Source organism: Dyella sp. 2RAB6, from assembly GCF_052115385.1.
Classification (GTDB): Bacteria; Pseudomonadota; Gammaproteobacteria; order Xanthomonadales; family Rhodanobacteraceae; genus Dyella_D.
The window spans coordinates 389,776-410,533 of record NZ_JBFRGP010000001.1 but is presented as its reverse complement, the minus strand read 5'-3'; the positions used below and the strand labels follow the sequence as shown (position 1 = coordinate 410,533).

Here is a 20,758-nt window from a genome sequence, read left to right as displayed (position 1 = left end):
TGGCGTAGGTTGGGGTGAGCCAAAGGCGAACCCCAACACCGTCATACCCAAACCCCGCAGTGTTGGGGTTCGCCTGCGGCTCACCCCAACCTACGCCGGTCAGGCAGTCGTGGCGGTCGGCAGCGGCATCGCGTCGATGCGCGCGCGCAAGTGCGTCACCTGGGGCACCCGCAGCAGAAACTCGCGCTCCAGCAGTTCCAGGATCTCGTCGGTATCGGTCAGCGTACGCCGCACCGTCTCCCCACCCATCGTATGCACCGCAAAATCCCGCCCCCGCAGCGCCAACCGACGCCCCGGCGCACTACGCGCAACATTCAACCCATGCAGGAAATGCGACTCCGGAAACGTCGACGAATAGTGGTTCGCCACTACATAGTCGATGTCCTCCCGCGGCTGCAGATCGAAGCGGTACAACGTCTGCCACAGCCCGCGCACCAGCGCCTGCATGCGCCACACGCCATCGTTCTCCAGCAACCGGTACGGCTCGTGCGCGCTCGCCTGCTCCAGCCCCGGCACCAGCTTCAGCGCGCCCGACAGCACCATGCCGCCGAAACCCACGTCGGCCAGCCAGCTCTCGCCATCGATCTCCACCCGCAGCAGCATGTGGCTCTGCGCCGTGATGTCGTTGTCGTCGCGCTGCCACAGCACGCGCGCGATCAGGCCCTGCACCGGATAACCGATCGCCCGCAGTACCTCGCGGAACACGAAATTCTGCTCGAAGCAGTAACCGCCGCGCCCGAACTCGAGCAGCTTGCGCTCCAGCCGCGGCAGCTCAAGCGCGATCGGAATACCCAGGAACGGGTCGAGATTCTCGAACGGGATCGCCGCCACATGCGTCACGGCCAGCGCACGCAAGGTGGCGGCATCGGGCCTGACGTCTCCCTCAAAACCGATGCGCCGCAGGTAGGCCGGCAGGTCGATGGCATAACTCATGGAAAGCACCTTGGGGGTACGGCTGGGGAGGCGGCAAGATAGCACCGCGGCCCGAGGTAACCCCGTGCCATGCGTGGGCGAAAACACAGCGAACGGCGCTGACTCGACATGCGCTGCCCTGTCCATCGATGGAGTTCCGCACCATGCGCATCCGCCTGCCCCGCCTTCGCCTGCTCGCCGGCCTGATGCTGGCCGCCGGCACCACCGCCTGCGGCGTTGTCGCCGCCGACAGCGCGCCCGTCACCGCACCGGCACCCACGCTCGATGCCGCGCCCGCGCAGGGCGAGCAGATCGCGGTGTTCGCCGGCGGCTGCTTCTGGGGCGTGGAATCGGTGTTCGAGCACGTCAAGGGCGTGAAGAAGGTCTGGTCCGGCTATGCCGGCGGCGACGCCGCCACGGCCAGCTACGAACAGGTTTCCGGCGGCAATACCGGCCACGCCGAATCGGTCAAGGTCGTGTACGACCCGGCCAAGGTCAGCTACGGCAAGCTGCTGCAGGTGTTCTTCTCGGTCGCCACCAATCCCACCCTGCTCAACCGCCAGGGGCCGGACACCGGCACGCAGTACCGTTCGGCGATCTTCTACGGCAGCGACGAGCAGAAGCGCGTCGCCACTGCCTATATCGCCCAGCTCGACCAGGCCCATGTATTCCGCGCGCCGATCGTCACCCAGGTCGCGCCGCTCAAGGCGTTCTACATGGCCGAGGCTTACCACCAGGATTTCGCGCGGCTGCACCCGGACTATCCGTACATCGTGATCAACGATGCGCCGAAGGTGCGCCATCTGAAGGAGCTGTTCCCGGCCGAGTACAAGCCGGAGCAAAGCGTGGTCGACGTGCGGCTGCACTGAAACAACCGGCGTAGGTTGGGGTGAGCCGCAGGCGAACCCCAACGTGGGCCGCCTCGCACCGTTGGGGTTCGCCTGCGGCTCACCCCAACCTACGCCGGCATCGTCAGCGGTGCTTCGGCGGCACCAGCCGCAGCTTCGCCGGCTTGGGGTTGCGCACCAGCTGGCGCGCGACCTCCTCGGCCGCTTCCGGGCGCGAGTAGTAAAAACCCTGGCCTTCGGCGCAACCGGCCTTGAGCAGGAAATCGTGCTGCTCCTTCGTCTCGATGCCTTCGGCGATCGGCCGCAGGCCCAGGCTGTGCGCGATGGCCAGCATCGCCTCGGTGATCGCGGCGTTGTTGGCGTCCTGCGGCAGGCCGTTGATGAAGGAGCGGTCGATCTTGAGGAAGGCGATGGCCGACAGCTTCAGATACGCCAGCGAGGAATAGCCGGTGCCGAAGTCGTCGATCGCCACGCCCACGCCCAACGCGTGCAAGGCATGCATGGTGCGGTCGGTCTGTTCGCCCAGGCGCAGGATGGCGCTCTCGGTGATCTCCACCAGCAGGCGCTTGCCGTCCAGCTGCTCGGCATCCAGTGCCGCGCCCAGCCGTTCGATAAAGGTGCGGTGGCCGAAGGTGCTGGCCGAAACGTTGATCGCCATGCGCAGCGGCGGCAGTTGCGCTTCGTCCCAGCGGCGCACCTGCGCGCAGGCTTCGCGCATCACCCATTCGTCGATCTGGCGGATCAGGCCCAGGCTCTCGGCCATCGGGATGAATTCGTCCGGCAGCAGCACGCCGCGTTCCGGATGGCGCCAGCGCAACAGCGCTTCCACCGCCACGATGCGGCTGGTGCGCAGTTCCACGTTCGGCTGGTAGACCAGGTACAGCTCGCCGCGCAGCAGGGCCTGGCGCAGGTCCACGCCCAGCATCAGGCGGCGGCGCGCATCGGCGTGCATCAGCGGGGTGTAGAAGCGGAACGCGTTACGCTCTTCGGTCTTGGCCACGTACATCGCGGCGTCGGCATTGGTGATCAGGGTGATCGGATCGCCGCCGTCCAGCGGGAAACCGGCGATGCCGATGCTGGCGCTGAGCGCGATCTCGTAGTCGCCCACCAGCACCGGCTCGGCCAGCGAAGACAGCAGGCGCGTGGCCATGGTGCGCGCATCCTCGCGCGTCGGCAGCCGGCCCAGCAGCACGGTGAACTCGTCGCCGCCGATGCGCCCGGCCACGTCGTGCGGCCCCAGCGCGCGGTCGATGCGCTCGGCCACCTTCACCAGCAGGCTGTCGCCGATGGCATGGCTGTAGCTGTCGTTGACCACCTTGAACGCATCCAGGTCGACGAACAGCACCGCCACCGCATTGCGGTCGTGGGTGGCGCCGAGGATGGCGTGCTCGCACAGCCGCTCGAACTCGGCGCGGTTGACCAGGCCGGTGAGCGGGTCATGCGTGGCCAGGTGTTCCAGGCGCAGGCGGTCGGCCTTGATCGCGGTGATGTCGGTCAGCACCGCCACGTAGTGCTGCACGCGGCCGTAGGTATCGCGGATGGCGCTGATGCTGAGCAGTTCCGGATAGCTGCTGCCGTCCTGCCGCCGGCTGGACACCTCGCCCTTCCAGTTGCCGCCGTTGGCGACGGTGTCCCAGATCGAGGCCGGCAGCGGCGAGCCGTCGAGCAGGCAGCGCGTTTCGTCGAAGCGGCGCGTGCGCACCGCATCGGCGTCGTAGCCGGTGATGCGGGTGAAAGCGGTATTGACCGTGGTGATGCGCCGCTCGGCGTCGGCGATCACCACGCCTTCGGCGATGCCGGCCAGCGCCTCCGAGGCGATGCGCCGTTCGTGCTCCATCGATAGCCGCTCGGACACGTCGCTGATGATCGCCTGCCGCACGAAGCGCTCGCCCCACAGCGCCAGCGCGCTCTGCGTTTCCACCGGGCGGGCTTCGCCGCCGGCGTCGCGCAGCAGCGCGACGTTGCTGTCCTGCGGCGCCTCGCCCGCGGCGAACAGGCGCGCGAACGACTCGCCGAGCAACTGGTCCGGATCGCGCCCGGTCCAGCGCGCGGCGGTGCGGTTGGCGTCGAGGATCTGCCCGGAGGATTCGTCGACCATCACGATGGCCGAGGCAGCGCTGTCGAACAGCAGCCGGTAGCGTTCCTCGGTGCCGCGGATGCCGGCCAGGATGCGGCGCGCCATGCGCAGCCACGACAAGCCGGCGATCAAGGTGATCAGGGCCACGCTGGCGAACAGCACCCGGCCCATCCAGGTGGCGCCGTTGGCGATGTGCAGCGAGAAGCTGCTGCTGCGCGGCTCGATGAAATCGTTGAGCCGGTGGATGCGGTCGCGCTGGCGCGCGAGCTCGGCCGGGGCCAGCGCACCGGCCGCGTAGGCGCGCTCCAGTTCACCGGCGATCACGTTCAGTTCGGCGATCTGGCCGTCCACCGAATGCCAGTCGACCAGCGCCTCGCGCATATGCGGCGCGGCGGAGAAGTACTGCAGGATAAAGACCATGCCGGGGATCGCCGAGGGAATCACCCCGCCGCGGCGGAACGCCTCGATCACCTTGGCCCGGTCGAAATGGCCGCTGTCGATGGCGTCGCGCGCATAGCGGTCGGTCATCAGCACGGCGTAGTTGCGGCGGAAGCCGGTGAGGTCGAGCGGGTCGCCCTTGGTGGCGTAGTTCTCCAGGTCGACCACCGCCTGCTTCTGCGCCTTGGACCAAAGACTCTCGCCGTTGAGAAAACCGGCGAGAGTCACTTGGAGCTGCAAGGCCCCCCAGGTAAGGGCGAGGACCAGCCCGAGCATTGCCGCCAGTGCGTAGGCCAGCGGCAGCAGCCTTTGCAGCAGGGGTCTTCGCAAGCCGGTACGAGCGTTACGCATAGCGTCCCGTGTCCTCATTCAAGCCGACATCCACTGCCTGCGATGCGTCCTGCCCGGCAAACGCGTTGCGTCAGGCTGCGGCTTCACTGACCGACCACGGATCCTGGCGCACGTCCAGGCAGCGGTCCAAGGTGATCTGCATGCTGACGTAGCTGCGTCGCACGCATTCCCCCAGATACGCCACCTCGGCCGGCGTCGGCGCCGTCCCCATTAGCGTACACACAATTTCGAGCGCCTCCCAAGGATGAGTATCATCGTAGGCTGCGTGAAGCTGGAGCCAACGCAAGCCCTTGCCCCGGGTTTCGGCCGCAAAGGTCTCCTTGTACGGACTTTCGAACACCTTCTGCGACCATTCCCCGGTCGCTCCTTCCACCGCGTAATTGGTGGCGATCATGCCGGCGGCCAGAGAGGCCTTGGTGCTTACCTGTTCGCACCAGTCGGGCAAGGCTCCGGTGCCATGGGGCGGTAACCCGTGCAGGACCTCGTCGCGGCTGATGCCCGCGGCTTCGGCCCAGTCCAGCCAGTACTCGGCGTGGTTCTGCTCGACGCGGATGTTGCGCACCAGCCAGCGCCTGGCCAGGTTGTCGCCCTGGGTGCGGCCGTACTGCGTCTTCAGCAGGCTGAGCGCCATGTAGGCCGGGAAGCGCTCGATGACGGGCCAGATGCCGACCATGAAATCCCGTGTGGAGGCCGCGTGAAGACGACTGTTCATCATCAGCTCCCATATTTCGTGGCCGACCACCCTGCGCCTGGTTTCCTCGGCGGCGTGGATGATGTCCTGTGCCCAGCTCGGATAGCTGCTCAGCTCCATCAGTGCGCCGGTGCGTTCAAATTGCGTAGACATGATGCGATCTCCAGTGTTTTGACTGGCGTCAGCCGAACGGCCGACACCCCGGCGCCAGAAAGGTGCCGGAGATCACATATTCTTCGGAGTGGAGGTGGCAGGACATCGAAAAGTGTCCGGCTCTTCGGGGTAGTGCCATCGGCCGCCCCATCCGCCCCCGCGGGAGGCGTACCGTAGCGCGAGTCCGTGCCTGGGCGCCGGCAAGCAAAACGCCCCCGGCAAGGAGGGCGTTTCGGGTCAGCGCAGGGCGATGCCGCCTTACAGCATCGGCAGCTTCAGCCCCTGCTCCTTCGCGCACTGCACGGCGATGTCGTAGCCGGCATCCGCGTGGCGCATCACGCCGGTGCCCGGATCGTTCCACAGCACGCGCGCCAGGCGCTGGTCCGCCGCCGCGCTGCCGTCGCACACGATCACCACGCCGGAATGCTGCGAATAGCCCATGCCCACGCCGCCGCCGTGATGCAGCGAGACCCAGGTGGCGCCGCCGGCCACGTTGAGCATGGCGTTGAGCAGCGGCCAATCGGACACGGCGTCGCTGCCGTCCTGCATCGCCTCGGTCTCGCGGTTGGGGCTGGCCACCGAGCCGGAATCCAGGTGATCGCGGCCGATCACCACCGGCGCCTTCAGCTCGCCGTTGCGCACCATCTCGTTGAAGGCCAGGCCCAGCTTGTGGCGCAGGCCCAGGCCCACCCAGCAGATGCGCGCCGGCAGGCCCTGGAAGCTGATGCGCTCGCGCGCCATGTCCAGCCAGCGGTGCAGGTGCGGATCGTCGGGGATCAGCTCCTTCACCTTGGCGTCGGTCTTGTAGATGTCTTCCGGGTCGCCGGACAGCGCCACCCAGCGGAACGGACCCACGCCGCGGCAGAACAGCGGGCGCACATAGGCCGGCACGAAGCCGGGGAATTCGAACGCGTCCGCGCAGCCCTCGTCCTTGGCCATCTGGCGGATGTTGTTGCCGTAATCGAAGGTGGCAACGCCCAGGCGCTGGAACGCCAGCATCGCCTCGACATGCGTGCGCATGGAGTGCTTGGCGGCCTTGGCGGTGCCGGCCGGGTCGCTCTTGCGGCGCTCGAACCACTGCTCCACCGTCCAGCCGCTGGGCAGATAACCGTTGACCGGGTCGTGCGCGCTGGTCTGGTCGGTCACCGCGTCGGGCTTGACGCCGCGGCGCACCAGTTCCGGCAGCACGTCGGCGGCGTTGCCCAGCAGCGCGATCGACTTCGCTGCGCCGGCCGCGGTGTACTTGGCGATGCGTGCCAGCGCGTCGTCCAGGTCGGTGGCCTGCTCGTCCACGTAGCGGGTCTTCAGGCGGAAATCGATGCGGCTCTGCTGGCATTCGATATTCAGCGAGCAGGCGCCGGCCAGCGAGGCCGCCAGCGGCTGCGCGCCGCCCATGCCGCCGAGGCCGGCGGTGAGGATCCACTTGCCCTTGAGGCTGCCGCCGAAGTGCTGGCGGCCCATCTCGACGAAGGTCTCGTAGGTGCCCTGCACGATGCCCTGCGAGCCGATATAGATCCACGAGCCGGCCGTCATCTGGCCGTACATCATCAAGCCCTTCTTATCGAGCTCGTTGAAGTGCTCCCAGTTCGCCCAGGCCGGCACCAGGTTGGAATTGGCCAGCAGCACGCGCGGCGCGTCCGGGTGGCTGGGGAACACACCGACCGGCTTGCCGGACTGGATCAGCAGGGTCTCGTCGTCGTTCAGTTCGCGCAGCGCGCGCAGGATCGCGTCGAAGCATTCCCAGTTGCGCGCGGCGCGGCCGATGCCGCCGTACACCACCAGTTCCGCCGGATTTTCCGCCACCTCCGGATCGAGGTTGTTCTGCAGCATGCGGAAGGGCGCCTCGGTGAGCCAGCTCTTGCAGCTCAGCTCGCTGCCGCGTGGCGCGCGGATGGTGCGGGTGGTGTCGATACGCGTCGGGGCATTCATGGGAAATCCTGACCTGCGGGGGGAAATCGCAATTATGGGCGCGGGTTTTCGCCGCCGCCAACTGCACTGCGGCAAAACCGCGCCGCACCGTCCTTTTGGCTGATTGCCGCACTCCCGGGGCGGGGCCAGACTTTTGCACAGGGGAATCCGGGCACTGGCCACCGTCGAGGTTCGAACGGGAGGCTTCCATGTACGCGACACGTACGACTTACCTCGCGGCGCTGATCGTCAGCCTGCTGATGGCCACCAGCGCAGCCGCGGCGGACAAGACCGCGGCGAAGAAAGCGCCGAGCGATGCGCAACTGATCGCCAGCGCGATGCGCGCCGCGCCGGCCGGCGTCGCCAAGGGTGCGACCATCATTGCGATGAATGCGGACGGCACCGCGCGCACGCTGCGCAAAGGCAGCAACGATTTCACCTGCATGCCGGACAACCCGGAAACCCCCGGGCCGGACCCGATGTGCATGGACAAGAACGCGATGGAATGGGCGCAGGCCTGGATGAGCCACAAGCCGCCGCCGACCGGCAAGCTGGGCGTGATGTACATGCTTTCGGGCGGCACGGATGCGAGCAACACCGATCCGTACGCGACGAAACCCGACGCGAGCAACCACTGGGTCAAGACCGGCCCGCACATCATGGTGGTCGGCGCGGATGCAGCGTTCTACGACGCGTATCCGAAAGGCGCGGATCCGGATACGTCGGTGCCGTATGTGATGTGGGCGGGGACGCCGTACCAGCATTTGATGGCGCCGGTGAAGTAGCACTCCACAGCACACGCCACGGCGTAGGTTGGGGTGAGCGCAGCGAACCCCAACAAGCCTCTCACCGGAGGATCACGTTGGGGTTCGCTGCGCTCACCCCAACCTACCGGGGAGCCGCCCCTATTGATGTCCGAAAACGGCGAGTCGCCCGTGGCGCCCGGTGCTAGCCTTGCTGCATGGCCACCGTCCCCGCCCCCCACGCGCCCCTCCCCGACCGCCTTTGCGAGCAAGCCCGTCTCAGCCGCGACGCGCGCTTCGACGGCCTGTTCTTCACCGCCGTCACCAGCACCCGCATCTACTGCCGCCCGGTCTGCCCGGCACCGTCGCCGAAAGTGGAGAACGTGCGCTACTACGCCACGGCAGCGGCTGCCGAAGCCGCGGGCTTCCGCCCCTGCCTGCGCTGCCGGCCGGAGCTGGCGCCGGGCAATGACGGCTGGCAGCGCGGCGACCATGTGATCGCGCGCGCGCTGAAGCTGATGGAACAGGGCGTGCTCGAGAACGACTCGCTGGAAGAGATGGCGCAGCGCCTAGGGCTCGGCGCGCGCCAGTTGCGCCGGGTGTTCGTCGAACGCCTGGGCGCGCCGCCGATCAGCGTGCACACCACGCGCCGCCTGCTGTTCGCCAAGCAGTTGCTGACCGAGACCGACCTGCCGGTCACCGACGTGGCGCTCGCCTCCGGTTTCCGCAGCCTGCGGCGCTTCAACGCGGCGTTCCAGCAGGCGAACCGGATGCCGCCGCGCGAGCTGCGCCGCCATCCGGCCAAGGCGGCGGACGGCGGACTGGTGCTGCGCCTGAATTACCGGCCGCCGTACGACTTCGAGGCGATCCTCGGCTTCCTGCGCACGCGCGCGCTGCCGGGCGTTGAGCAGGTGGACGCGCACAGTTACGCGCGCGTGTTCGGCCCGGCGGATGCGCCCGGCTGGCTGCGCCTGAGCGCATGGCCGCACGGCGAACATGCGCTCAGGCTGGAACTGCAATGTCCGCAACCGGCGCGGATGCTCGGCGTGGTGTCGAAGCTGCGGCGCATGTTCGATCTCGATGCGGATCCGCTGGCGATCGGCGCGGTGATGCGCGCGGGCGGCGTGCTGAAACCGCTGCATCAACGCCGCCCCGGCTTGCGCCTTCCCGGCGGCTGGGACGGTTTCGAGATCGCGGTGCGCGCGATCCTCGGCCAGCAGGTGAGCGTGGCGGCGGCGCGCACGCTGGCCACGCGCATCGTGCAGCGCTGGGGCACGCCGGCAACGGGCATTCTTCCGCCGGGACTGGAACGCTTGTTTCCGGGGCCGGAGCGGCTGGTCGACGTCGACCTGCGCGAAGTCGGCCTCACCTCGGCACGCGCGAACACCGTGCAGGGCGTGGCGCGCGCGCTGCTGGACGGGCGCATCGATTTCCGCAGCGAGCAGCCGCTGGACGCCTTCGTCGCGAGCTGGGTGGAACTGGCCGGCATCGGCGAATGGACCGCGCATTACATGGCGATGCGCGCGCTGAGCCATCCGGACGCCTTCCCCGCCGCCGACCTGATCCTGCGCCGAGTCGCTGCTGGCGACGGCGCCGAACTGAGCACCAAGGCGCTCACCGCGCTGGCCGAGGACTGGCGCCCCTGGCGCGCCTATGCGGTGATGCACCTGTGGCGCGCCGCCACCGATGCGGCCGAGCGCGCCAAGGCCACGGGAAAGAGCGCATGAGCGAGACGATCTGGTACGACGAACTGCCCACGCCGATCGGGCAACTGCGCCTGGTCGCCGATGCGCAAGGCCTGCGCGAGGTGTGGTTCGAGACCGGCAAGCACCGCAAGTCGCCGGCGCCGGAATGGATTCCCGCCGCGAAACCGCTGGCGCAGGCGCGCCGGCAGCTGGAGGAATACTTCGCCGGCGAGCGCACCCGTTTCGAACTGAAACTGCATCCCATCGGCACGCCGTTCCAGCTCGCCGTGTGGGAGGAACTGGGGCGTATCCCCTATGGCGTGACGATCAGCTACGCCGAACTGGCGCGGCGCATCGGCCAGCCCGCGGCGATGCGCGCGGTGGGCGCGGCGAACGGGCGCAATCCGATCCCGATTATCCTGCCCTGCCATCGCGTGATCGGCAGCGACGGCAGCCTCACCGGCTTCGGCGGTGGCCTGCCGACCAAGCGTTTCCTGCTGTCGATGGAAGACCGCATCGCGCACGGCGACCTGTTCGCGTTGCCGTAGGGCTTCAGTGCTGCGGCGGGCTCTGCGTGGACGGCTTTGGATGGAGCTGGTCCAGCGCGGACGGCGGCGGCTTCTTCGGCGTCGACGACCGTGCCGGCTGCGGCAGCAGCACCGGCGCGGTGGAGGAAGCGGCGCGGTACTGGTCCACCGCATCGCGCTGGCGCGCATTGAAGCGGTCCTGCTGGGCCTGGTTGGAGAGGTCCAGCGACTGCGTCGCGGCGGGGTTGTTCGACAGCGGCTGGCGGATCGCGGCGGCGTTGCGCTGGCGCTGCTGCTCCAGCATCTGGCTGGTGTTGAGCTTGTCCTGCAGGATCGCCTGCTGGTTCGCCTGCTGCGCGTTGATGGCGTTGTAGTTGGGCTGCTGCGCCTGCTGGCGCTGCTGCTGTTGCGCCAGGCCGGCAGCGGGCACCGCGCACAGCACCAGCAGGGCCAGACCGGCGAGACGGCGTATGGACAGAGATGTAATGGTCATACGAGTGCGCGATGATGGTGGGATTGCCTGGAACATCGTAGGGACTCGCGCATGAAAATCCTGTTTCGCCTCCTGTTCTGCTCCCTCGCCGCGTTCAGCGCCGGGTGTGCCACCCGTCCGCCGGCCAAGCCCGCCCCGGTGGTCAAAGCCGCGCCGTTGCCGCTGCTGCTGATCTCGATCGACGGCTTCCGCGCCGACTACCTCCAGCGCGGGCTGAGCCCGACCCTGGCCGCGCTGGCCCAGCAGGGCGTGCGCGCCCAGGCCATGCAGCCCTCCTTCCCGTCGCTGACCTTCCCGAACCACTACACCATCGTCACCGGCCTGCGCCCGGATCATCACGGCATGGTCAACAACACCATGTTCGACCCGCAGCTGGGCGAGTTCTCGCTGAGCAACCGCGCGGCCGGCGCCGATGGCCGCTGGTGGGCCCAGGCCACGCCGATCTGGGAAACCGCCGGCCGCCAGGGCATGAAGACCGCGACCATGTTCTGGCCGGGCAGCGAGGCGGCGATCCACGATTATCGTCCGGATCATTGGCTGCCGTTCGACGGCGCGATGGCGCCGGAGCAGCGCGTGGACACCGTGCTGAGCTGGCTGGACCTGCCGGCCGGCGAGCGCCCGACCTTCCTCACCCTGTACTTCGACGACGTCGACCACGCCGGCCACAGCTACGGCCCGGATTCCAAGCAGGTGAACGAGTCGATCGGCAAGGTCGACGGCGCGCTCGCCCGTCTGGTCGACGGCCTGAAGCAGCGCGGCCTGCTCGACCGCATCAACCTGATCGTGGTGTCCGACCACGGCATGGCCGCCGTCCCCGCCAAGCACAACGTGATGATCGACAAGCTGGTGCCGCTGAACCAGTTGCAGGTGGTGAGCATGGGCGTGCTGGCCGGCTTCAATCCCAAGCCTGGCCACGACTTCGGCAAGATCGAAGCAAAACTGGAAAAGACCCAGCAGCACATGCAGTGCTGGGACAAGACGCGCATCCCCGCGCGCTTCGCCTACGGCAAGAATCCGCGCGTACCGCAGCTGGTGTGCCTGGCCGACGTGGGCTGGCGCGTGACCACCGCCGATTACGTGGCCAAGAGGCTCAAGAAAGGCGACAAGCTGAGCCTGGGCGAACACGGCTACGACAACGCCGATCCGACCATGCAGGCGCTGTTCGTGGCGCGCGGCCCGGCGTTCCGCCAGGGCACGGTGCTGCCGGCGATCTCCAACGTGGACGTCTATCCGCTGATGACCCAGCTGCTGGACCTGACGCCGGTGCAGAACGATGGTGATGCGCAGGCGTTGAAGGGTGCGCTGAAGCCCTGACGCGTCGCCCAGGTTGGGGTGAGCCGCAGGCGAACCCCAACATGGCGAAGCGCATGAATGAAACGACGTTGGGGTTCGCCTGCGGCTCACCCCAACCTACGCCGAGCCACGGCCGTCAAACCTCCGCCAGCGGCGGCTCGTCGCCCTTCGACGGCGGCCCCGGCAGCGGCGCCAGATGCCGCAGGCGCCACGCGATCAGCAAGCCCGCCAGCACCAGCGCACCGACGAACGCCGCCACGCCGTTCCACCCGTGCGATGCGTAGAACAAGCCACCGCCCGCGCCGGCCAGGCTCGAGCCCATGTAATACGCAAACAGATACATCGACGAAGCCTGCGCCTTCGCGACGCCCGCGCGCCGCCCGACCCAGCTGCTGGCGATCGAATGCCCGCCGAAGAAGCCGAAGGTGATCGCCACGATGCCCAGCACGATCAGCAGCAGCGGCGTGGTCAGCGTGAGCAGCACGCCCGCCAGCATCAGCGCGAACGCAGTCCACAGCACCTTGCGCCGCCCCAGCTTGCCGGCCAGGTGGCCCATCCAGGCCGAACTGAAGGTGCCGATCAGATAGACGCTGAAGATCAGGCCCACCACCGCCTGGCTCAGCCCGTACGGCGGCGCCAGCAAGCGGTAGCCGATGAAGTTGTAGACGGTGACGAAGGCGCCCAGCAGCAGGAAGCCGCTGGCGAACAGCCACGGCAGGCCCGGATCGCGGAACGCACCGGTGAAGCGCGCCTGCAGGGTTTTCCGATCGAACGGCTGCACGCTGAAATGCCGCGACGGCGGCAGGCTGCGCCAGAACACCAGCCCCGCCAGCAGACCGATCGCGCCGACCGCGCCCACGCCCGCGCGCCAGCCGACGAAGTCGGCCAGCACGCCGGCCACCAGGCGTCCGCCCATGCCGCCGAGCGCGTTGCCGCTGATGTACAGGCCCATCCCCAGGCCGATCGATTCCGGATGCATCTCTTCGCTGAGATAGGTCATCGCCACCGCCGGCAGACCGCTCAGGGTGAGCCCGAGCAGGGTGCGCAGCACCAGCAGCGTGTGCCAGTCGCGCACCATCGCCGTGGCGATCACCAGCAGCGACGAGGTCAACAGCGACACGGTCATCACCGACTTGCGGCCCCAGGCGTCGGACAGCGCACCGGCCACCAGCATCGCGAACGCCAGCACGCCGGTGGTGAGCGACAGCGACAAGGCCGCGCCAGCCGCGTTGACGCCGAAGTCCTTGCTGAACTCCGGCATCAGCGGCTGCACGCAATACAGCAGGCCGAAGGTGGCGATGCCCGCGGCGAACAGCGCGAAATTGGTGCGCCGGAACAGCGGCGTACCGTGGCGGATGAAATCGTCGCCCGCGCGGTTCGCGGCGGCCTTCACTTGCATGGCGATCCTTGGCGGCGCGCCGGGGGAGGCGCGTCCGCCAAGGATAAAGCCAAACCTCGGCGAGCCCGCTCGAGCAGCCTCACTCCACCCGCAGCAGCCAGCCCTTGCCCGGCTCCAGCGGAATCGCATCGCCGGGCTTGAACGTCGCTGCCGGCTGGAAGCCCGGCACCGCCACCGCCACCAGCTTCGCCTTGGCCGGATTCAGGCCCAACGCCTTCCAGTCGATGCTGAGCTTGGCGTCGGTCTTCTCCGGCGCCCACGAGGCCAGCGCGACCAGGGTGCCCTGCCCCTTGCGCACATAGCTGGTGGCGAGCACGTCGTCGCGGCCGGTCTGCACCGGCGCGTCGTGCACCCACCAGCCGATCATCTCGGCCTTGGCGATGCCGAACTCGTCCCACAGCTTCCACAGCGGACGCGGATCGCTCTTGGCCGACCAGCCGAGCCGGCTGGTCATGCCGAACACCATGCCGCGCCACGGATTACCGTCGTTCTGCAGCATCTCGCCCATCAAACCGTAGGGGATGCCGGAGATCTCGGTGAGCCAGTACGCCGGCGTGGTCTTCTCGTAGTCGAAGTACTCGCCGAACCACAGGCGGTCGATATACGGGAACAGCTCCATGTACAGCAGCGCGCTGTTGATATAGCCGTCGCGCGGGTTGTACTGGTTGGCCGAATGCAGGTCGATCAGCGGATCGCCACGATGCGCCTGCAACACCTTGCGCACGCGCTTCATGGTGGTGCGGTCGTAGGCCACGTCATCCAGATACAGCCCGTCGATGCCTTCGTTGCGCGCCAGCCAGTCCAGGCCTTCGATGTAGTAGTTGTGCCAGCGGCTCTGGCCGGCATTGATCACCGCCGCGTCGCGGTTCTCCGGCACGTGCCAGGCGGGGATGTAGTCGCCGCCCATATGCTCCTGCAGCCAGGAGAAGCCGCCGCCCTTGCCGGCGCTGATCACCTCGTGGCCCAGCGATTCGAGCATGGGCAGTTCGGGAGCGCGGTCGGACAGCTCGCGGATGGTGTCGTAGATCTTCACGCGCATGCCGCGCTGGTGGGCCGCGTCGATGTACGTGCGCATCGCCTCGGCTTCCAGGAACGGATAGTTGATCCACGGATTGATCGGCGTGGCGTGATGGATGTTCACCACGTTGGCGCCGTCGGCCTTGATCGCGTCGAGCTCGCCGTACTTGTGGAAGAAGCGCTCGCTGAATTGTTTCGCCGGCTGGATCGTCTTGAACGGCGTGACGCGCAGCACCACGTCATAGCGCAGCGTCTGCCCCGCCTTCAGCGTGCGCGAACCGCTGAACGCCTTGACCAGGTAGCGCTCCTTGCCGCGCTCCAGCTCGATGCCGCCCTGCCCGCCGTTGTCCCAGGACTGCGGGATGCGCAACGGCTGCTGCTGGTAGAAGTTGGTGTTGAGCGGGCGCAGGTAATGCTCGTCGCGCAGGTGGAATTCCAGCCCCGCGTTGACGGCGCCGATCCACGCGCCGTCCTGGTTGTTGTGCACGTTCCAGTACCAGCTGAAGCCGGCCGGCGCCTCGCCACCCTGCTGGCCGAGGCCGAGCTGGTAATGGACGACGTCGTTGCGCAGCGGGATCTCCAGGCGGATATCGCCGATCGGCGTTTCCTTGTCGGCTTGCAGCTCGATCGCGTATTGCAGCGTACCGTCCGCCTCCAGCGACGCCTTCAGTTCGCCGCGCAGCGGGCCGGCATCGCCGGTCACCGTCCAGTGCACCTTGCCCGGGCCATCCGTTTCCACTTTCGGTGCGCCCTTGCCGCTCAGCGGATGGATGCCGGAAGCGTCTTCCACCAGCAGCTGCATCGGCGCCTGCAGCAGCGCGCGCGACTGCTTGGCGAAACCGGTCATGCGCTCGTCGAAGCGGCTCTGGATCTGCGCCGGCAGGCCGCTGTCGGCCAATGCGATATCGCGGCCGAGGATTTCCAGGTTCGCGCCTTTCACCACGATTGGCGTGAACGGCTTCACCACCGCGTCGTCCTGCGCCAGGGTGGAATCGAGCCAGCGCAGGCGGGTGAGCTTGAACGGATCGTCGTCGCCGTGTGCGACGGCGGCCGCGTCGCCGACCGTGATGGCCAGCGGCACGCGCTGCGCTTCCACGCCGTCGGCGCTGACCGTCACCTCGCCCTGGTACACGCCCGGCTTGGCATCCGCGGGAATGTCCACGCCCATCCACAGCGGTTGCACGCGCCCCTTCGCCACGTCCACGCGAGTACTGAACGGCCGGCCGGTGTAATCGACGCCGCGCAGGTTGAAGCAGGTCAGCGCGGTGGCTGGGATGATCGCGCCGTCGGGGCCGTGCAGGTCGCCGAAGGCCACGCGCACCGCGTTCACCGGCGCGCGCGCCGCCCACACGCCGATCTGGAAGCTGAGGTATTCGCCGCGCAGCGCACTGTCGCTCAGCGTGCCGCCGGGGCCGCGCTGCGCCCAGGACACCGGCAACCTGTCGAACATGCGCACCGGGTTGGCGCGCGTTTCCGGGAACAGCAGCAGCGCTTCGGTGTGCGCGGCCAGCAGCGCGTCCTGTTCGGCCGGCGTGGCGGTGCGCTCCATCGCGGCATAGGCGTCGAAATCGTCGACCGCTTCGTAGCGCTGCACCTGTGCCTGCGCAAGGCGGCTCCAGGCCGAGACCTTGGCCAGCTTGCCGGCCCAGGCCTTGTCGGCGGTGTCGCGCGGCGCGGCGTAATTCACCACGGGGTAATTGCTGCGCCCGCCACCGACATAAGGCTGGTAGTACACCGCGTAAGTACCCGCCTTGGCCGCCTGGAACACCAGCTCGCCGGAAGCGCGGTCGATCGTGCCGCGCAGGACGTTGGCGACCGGCGTGCCGTCGGGATCCGTGACGATGACCGCGACCTTCTCCGGATGCGCATCGCGCCGGCGCCAGGGAATCACCACGCGCACCGCTTCGGCCGGCGCGTCGACCTGCACCAGATAGCGGTGATTGCCCAGATGGGCCGGATCCCAGCGCAATACCGGCGCGCCGTGCTCGTCCGCCGCCGCCATCGGCGCCAGCGACGCCCCGGCCACCATGCAAGCCCACACTGCCCGCGCACAAAGCTGTCGCATCGCCCACCTCGCCCATGCTGCCAAACCAGGGTGTTTAACCCGAGGCGCGCCGCGCAGGCAAGCTCCGGACGTCTGGACGGCCGCGATCAAGCGCCCCGGTCGGTGCGCAATGTGCGTAGTTCCTCATCGTGGCCGGCCGCGCCGCGCCCGCTGATCCAGCCGAACAGCGCGATGCCCGCCACGATCAGCGCCGCACCGAACGCGGCATAGCCGTGCGGCCAGGCCTCGCCGAGCAGCAGCGCGCCGAGCAAGGTGGCGAACAGCAGCTCCGCTGCCTGCATCGCCTCCACCGCGGCCAGCGCGGTGGCTTCGCTGCGCACCATGTCGGTGGCGCGGAAGAACAGCACGGTGGCGATCACGCCGGAGGACAGCGCCACGCCGCCTGCAAGCAGCACGTCGCGCCACGACGGCGGGCCGATCGTCGCCCACGCGATCGCCGCGAACAGCAGCCACAGCGGCCAGCTGCACAGCGTCATGCCGAACACGCGCTGCACCGCGCCGAGCCGCGCATGGCCGTGCTCCAGGTGCAGCAGCAGCATGCGGTTGCCCAGCGGATAGGCGAAGGCGGAGACCACCACCGCGCCGATCGCCAGCCAGTCGCCCGCGCCCAGGCGACCTTGCGCATGGCCCCACTGCAGCGCGAACACGCCGGCCACGATCAGCGCGCCGATCGCCAGCGTGCGCCAGGCCAGCCGGCCGCGTGCGTCGCGATAGATCAGCGGCGCCATCAGCGGCCCGGCCAGCACGGTGGTCTGGAAACTGCCGGCGACCAGCCACGACGGCCCGCTGCCGGCGGCCCAGGTCAGCGGCACGCCGAACAGCACGAAGCCCACGCTGCTCCACAGCAGCCAGGTGCGCGGATGGCGGCGCAATTCCCGCGGCAGTTCGCCCAGCCCGCCCTGCCAGGGCAGCACCAGGGCCAGCAGCGGCAGGGTGATGAGATAACGCAGGATGCCCGCCCACGCCCAATGCCCGCCGCCGGCGACGAAGCTGCGGTTGAGCACATAGGTCAGCGTGAAGAACAGCGCCGCGCACAGGGCGAGCCCGACGGCAGCGAGAGCGTTGGAGCGCATGGGGGACTCAGGGCGGGTAGAACGAAGAACGATCTTAGGCGATGCGGAGGTCGCGCCGATGATCAGTCACGCCGATGGTCAGAGGTTCGCGTCCAGATCGGCGAGCGTGACCATCAGCAGCATCGGATCCAGTGGCGAGGGATCGAAACCCACATGGCGGTAGAAACCGCGCGCCTTGTCGCTCAGCGCATGCACGAGCACGCCGCGCACGCCGATCGCAGCGGCCGCCTGGCAGCTGCGCACGCAGGCATCGCGCACCAGGGCACGCCCCAGGCCTTTGCCCTGCCATGCGCGATCCACCGCAAGACGCCCCAGCACCACCGCCGGCACGGGATCGGGCATGTTGCGGCTGAAGCGGCCGGTGGCGACACCGACCGCGACCGCGCTGGACGCCAAGGCGTAATAGGCCACGGCGCGCTTGTCCGCACAGGCGACGTAGGTGCGCGAGGCCCCCGTCACCTGGTTTTTCGCGGCGCGGCGCTTCAGCCAGTGATCCAGGCTGTCGTGGCCGCAGGCGAAGTGAGCCAGGTCGTGCCGCGCGGACAAGGGCTCCGGTGCGGCAAGCGTCACGCCTTGTCCCATGGCGCCTTGTCCCGCGTCGCCTCGTCCCACGGCGCCTTGCTGCGCAGGGTCTTGCGCAGGCGGTCATTGGGCTGCGGCGGCGCGTCCAGGCGCTCGAGGAAGGCCGCGTACGCCTCGGGCGTGATCTTGATCGTGGCCTGATCCAGCAGGGCCTCCTCGGCGGACGCACGCGCGGCGTCGAGGACGAAATCGGTGCGGGTCTTGCCCAGCACCTGGGCGGCGCGCTCGATCATGCTGCGATCCTCCGGTTTGATTCGAAGGTTCAGCGTATCCCGCTTGGGCGCGGGTGGGCTGCGATCAGTCATGAGAATCAGACTCCAGGCTAGTGCCCCCAGCCTAACAGGCGTACTGACAATGTCAGTACCCCAACTTATCCGAAATCACGCCATCGGCAGGCTCAGGCGTACTTCGAGGCCACCGCCGTCCGCGTTGCGGGCGCTCGCCTCGCCGCCATGCACCTGCGCCACCCGGCTGACGATGGCCAGGCCCAGCCCGTGGCCGTCGGCCTTGGGCGCATTGCTGCCGCGGAAGAACGGCCGGAACAGCTGGGACAGCTCGTCCTCCGGCACGCCGGGTCCGTGGTCGCGCACGATCACTTCGACGCGCCCCTGCTCCGCCCGCACGGCCAGTTCCACCTCGCCGCCTTCCGGGCTGTACTTGAGGGCGTTGCCGAGCAGGTTGTCCAGCGCGCGCTCGAGCAGCTGGCCGCTGCCGGAGACCCAGGCCGGCGCCTCGATGGCGGCGTTGAGCCGCAGCCCGCGCGCCGAGGTCTCGATCGCCGCCTTGGCCACGCTTTCGCGCGCCAGCGCGGCGAGGTCCACCGGTTCGCGCTCCATCCCCGGCAGGCCGCCTTCCAGCCGCGACAGCGCCAGCATCTCGCCGGTCATCTGGTCCAGGCGGGCGATCTCGCGCTCGGCCTGGGCGAAATATGCGGCGGCCTGCTCGGTGTCGCTGCGCCGGGCCAGGTCCAGGATCAGCTGCAGGCGCGCCAGCGGCGAGCGCAATTCGTGCGAGAGGTCCTGCAGCACGGCGCGGTCGTGCGCGACCAGCGCCTCGATGCGCACCGCCATCGCGTCGAAATCCTGCGCCAGCTGCGAGAGCTCGCCGGGACCGCGCCGCCCTTCCGCGCCGACCCGCGTCGACAGCTCGCCCGCGGCCATGCGCCGTGCCGCGCGCTGCATTGCCTCCACCGGCCGCGCCACGCCGCGCGCGAACCACCAGCCGATGAGCGCGATGAACAACAGCGACAGCGCGAACTGCACGGCCAGCAGGATCTGGCTGCGCGCCTGCAGGGGAATGCGCGAATGGGTGCGGCTGAAGGCGACCAGCTGGCGCACGTGGCCGTCGCTGCCGGTGACCTGCTGCACGGCCAGGTAAATGCGCGGATACGGCTGCATCACCAGGTCGTGCCCGGCCGCCAGCCATTGCGGCAGCTGCTCGCGTACGCTGCTGGGCAAGCGGATCGGCACCAGCGGCGCGCCGTTCTCGTACAGCGTGGCGTCGACGCCGTCGCCGCGCTGATCGCGCATCCATGACTGGAGCGCGTCGGCGCCGCCGCTCGTATAAGCCTCGTTCGCGCTGTCTGCAAGCGCCGTCCAGTTGATCTCTTTCTCGGTGGTGTATTCGATAAAGCTGCGCGTCACATAGCCGCCCAGCAGCAGCACCGCCAGGTTGGCCAATACGAACCACACCAGCAGCCGCCAGAACAGCGAAGTCTTGAACGGATTCATGTGGCCCCCGTCACCAGCACATAGCCCGCGCCACGCACCGATTCGATCCGCGGCGCCTGTTCGGAAGCCTCCGCCAGCTTGTGGCGCAGCCGGCTGACGTGCACGTCGATGCTGCGGTCGAAGCGTTCCAGTTCGCGCCCCAGCGCCATGCGGGTAAGCGCGGCCTTGTCCACCAACTGGCCGGCGCGCTGCGCCAGCGCCAGCAGCAGGCCGAATTCCGCGCCGGTCAGCGACAGCTCCGCCTCGCCCGCATAGGCGCGCCGCTCGCCCGGCAGCAGGCGCAGCACACCCACCTCCACCGTGCCGGCCGCCGCCGGCGAATGGCGGCGCAGCTGCACCCGCACGCGGGCCAGCAGCTCGCGCGGCAGGCAGGGTTTGGAAAGGTAGTCGTCGGCGCCCAGCTCCAGCCCGATCACCCGGTCCACCGGCTCGCCGCGGGCGGACAGCATGATCACCGGCAGCCGGTGCTGCAGGCGCAGCTCGCGCAGGGTTTCCAGGCCGTCGCGGCCGGGCATCATCACATCGAGGATCAGCAGGTCCGGCCGCTGCGCCGCGTTGCTGAGACGGGCCAGCGCTTCCTCGCCGTCATGGGCGACGTCGACCGCGAAACCCTCCCGGCGCAGGTATTCGGCCAGCAGGTCGGTCAGGGCGCGATCGTCGTCGGCTAGAAGAATGCGTTGCATGCAGGGCAATGGCCGTGGGTTTTGATGAGCGTGGTTTTTTGCGCCATTCAAACGGCGCGGGAGCCCAGGAACCACGGGCTTTACGCTTCT

Annotated in this window: 17 protein-coding genes; 5 read left to right on the top strand and 12 right to left on the bottom strand. The window is 68.7% G+C overall.

The features are described 5' to 3' along the window. Positions 1–99: 99 nt before the first annotated feature. Positions 100–933, bottom strand: a complete 834-nt coding sequence (locus tag AB4083_RS01835; protein ID WP_441606052.1) for an arylamine N-acetyltransferase family protein — start codon at positions 931–933, stop codon at positions 100–102. A 143-nt stretch (positions 934–1,076) separates the two neighbouring features. Between AB4083_RS01835 and msrA the strand changes: the two genes are divergently transcribed. After that, positions 1,077–1,781: a peptide-methionine (S)-S-oxide reductase MsrA gene (msrA, locus tag AB4083_RS01830; RefSeq protein ID WP_441606051.1), complete on the top strand. Its 705-nt coding sequence runs from the start codon at positions 1,077–1,079 to the stop codon at positions 1,779–1,781. Positions 1,782–1,884: 103 nt separating this feature from the next. Here the strand turns inward: msrA and AB4083_RS01825 are convergent, their stop codons facing one another. The 3 genes from AB4083_RS01825 to hutU all read right to left on the bottom strand — a co-directional run bounded on the left by AB4083_RS01825 (position 1,885) and on the right by hutU (position 7,399). After that, a complete protein-coding gene (locus AB4083_RS01825) occupies positions 1,885–4,605 on the bottom strand; it encodes a putative bifunctional diguanylate cyclase/phosphodiesterase (protein WP_441606050.1) in 2,721 nt (906 codons plus the stop codon). A 91-nt stretch (positions 4,606–4,696) separates the two neighbouring features. After that, on the bottom strand, positions 4,697–5,470 hold the full coding sequence (locus AB4083_RS01820; protein WP_441606049.1) for a TenA family transcriptional regulator: 774 nt from the start codon (positions 5,468–5,470) through the stop codon (positions 4,697–4,699). Positions 5,471–5,728: 258 nt separating this feature from the next. Beyond that, on the bottom strand, positions 5,729–7,399 hold the full coding sequence (gene hutU / locus AB4083_RS01815) for a urocanate hydratase (protein WP_441606048.1): 1,671 nt from the start codon (positions 7,397–7,399) through the stop codon (positions 5,729–5,731). Positions 7,400–7,587: 188 nt separating this feature from the next. Here hutU and AB4083_RS01810 point away from each other — a divergent pair, with 188 nt between their 5' ends. The 3 genes from AB4083_RS01810 to AB4083_RS01800 all read left to right on the top strand — a co-directional run bounded on the left by AB4083_RS01810 (position 7,588) and on the right by AB4083_RS01800 (position 10,354). Continuing rightward, positions 7,588–8,163 (top strand): hypothetical protein, encoded by a 576-nt coding sequence (locus AB4083_RS01810; RefSeq protein WP_441606047.1) that lies wholly within the window; start codon positions 7,588–7,590, stop codon positions 8,161–8,163. 176 nt (positions 8,164–8,339) lie between these two features. Beyond that, positions 8,340–9,848: an AlkA N-terminal domain-containing protein gene (locus AB4083_RS01805; RefSeq protein ID WP_441606046.1), complete on the top strand. Its 1,509-nt coding sequence runs from the start codon at positions 8,340–8,342 to the stop codon at positions 9,846–9,848. Further along, positions 9,845–10,354: a methylated-DNA--[protein]-cysteine S-methyltransferase gene (locus tag AB4083_RS01800; protein ID WP_441606045.1), complete on the top strand. Its 510-nt coding sequence runs from the start codon at positions 9,845–9,847 to the stop codon at positions 10,352–10,354. Before AB4083_RS01805 ends, AB4083_RS01800 begins: the two co-directional genes overlap by 4 nt. 4 nt (positions 10,355–10,358) lie before the next feature. Here the strand turns inward: AB4083_RS01800 and AB4083_RS01795 are convergent, their stop codons facing one another. Continuing rightward, positions 10,359–10,826: a hypothetical protein gene (locus AB4083_RS01795; protein WP_441606044.1), complete on the bottom strand. Its 468-nt coding sequence runs from the start codon at positions 10,824–10,826 to the stop codon at positions 10,359–10,361. A 51-nt stretch (positions 10,827–10,877) separates the two neighbouring features. On the opposite strand from AB4083_RS01795, the gene AB4083_RS01790 reads away from it, so the two are divergent. Beyond that, on the top strand, positions 10,878–12,140 hold the full coding sequence (locus AB4083_RS01790) for an alkaline phosphatase family protein (RefSeq protein WP_441606043.1): 1,263 nt from the start codon (positions 10,878–10,880) through the stop codon (positions 12,138–12,140). Between the two features lie 115 nt (positions 12,141–12,255). Here the strand turns inward: AB4083_RS01790 and AB4083_RS01785 are convergent, their stop codons facing one another. The 7 genes from AB4083_RS01785 to AB4083_RS01755 all read right to left on the bottom strand — a co-directional run bounded on the left by AB4083_RS01785 (position 12,256) and on the right by AB4083_RS01755 (position 20,668). Next, complete coding sequence (locus tag AB4083_RS01785) at positions 12,256–13,518, bottom strand: MFS transporter (RefSeq protein WP_441606042.1); 1,263 nt, start codon at positions 13,516–13,518, stop codon at positions 12,256–12,258. Between the two features lie 79 nt (positions 13,519–13,597). Beyond that, on the bottom strand, positions 13,598–16,564 hold the full coding sequence (locus AB4083_RS01780; protein WP_441606041.1) for a glycoside hydrolase domain-containing protein: 2,967 nt from the start codon (positions 16,562–16,564) through the stop codon (positions 13,598–13,600). Between the two features lie 122 nt (positions 16,565–16,686). Next, complete coding sequence (locus AB4083_RS01775) at positions 16,687–17,673, bottom strand: multidrug resistance efflux transporter family protein (protein WP_441606040.1); 987 nt, start codon at positions 17,671–17,673, stop codon at positions 16,687–16,689. Positions 17,674–17,751: 78 nt separating this feature from the next. Then, positions 17,752–18,255 carry a GNAT family N-acetyltransferase gene (locus tag AB4083_RS01770; RefSeq protein WP_441606039.1) on the bottom strand — a complete coding sequence of 168 codons (504 nt, stop codon included), beginning with the start codon at positions 18,253–18,255 and terminating at the stop codon, positions 17,752–17,754. Continuing rightward, a complete protein-coding gene (locus AB4083_RS01765) occupies positions 18,240–18,560 on the bottom strand; it encodes a type II toxin-antitoxin system TacA family antitoxin (protein WP_441606038.1) in 321 nt (106 codons plus the stop codon). Before AB4083_RS01765 ends, AB4083_RS01770 begins: the two co-directional genes overlap by 16 nt. Positions 18,561–18,635: 75 nt before the next feature. Further along, on the bottom strand, positions 18,636–19,985 hold the full coding sequence (locus AB4083_RS01760) for a sensor histidine kinase (RefSeq protein ID WP_441606037.1): 1,350 nt from the start codon (positions 19,983–19,985) through the stop codon (positions 18,636–18,638). After that, positions 19,982–20,668 carry a response regulator gene (locus AB4083_RS01755; RefSeq protein ID WP_441606036.1) on the bottom strand — a complete coding sequence of 229 codons (687 nt, stop codon included), beginning with the start codon at positions 20,666–20,668 and terminating at the stop codon, positions 19,982–19,984. Before AB4083_RS01755 ends, AB4083_RS01760 begins: the two co-directional genes overlap by 4 nt. Positions 20,669–20,758: the final 90 nt, after the last annotated feature.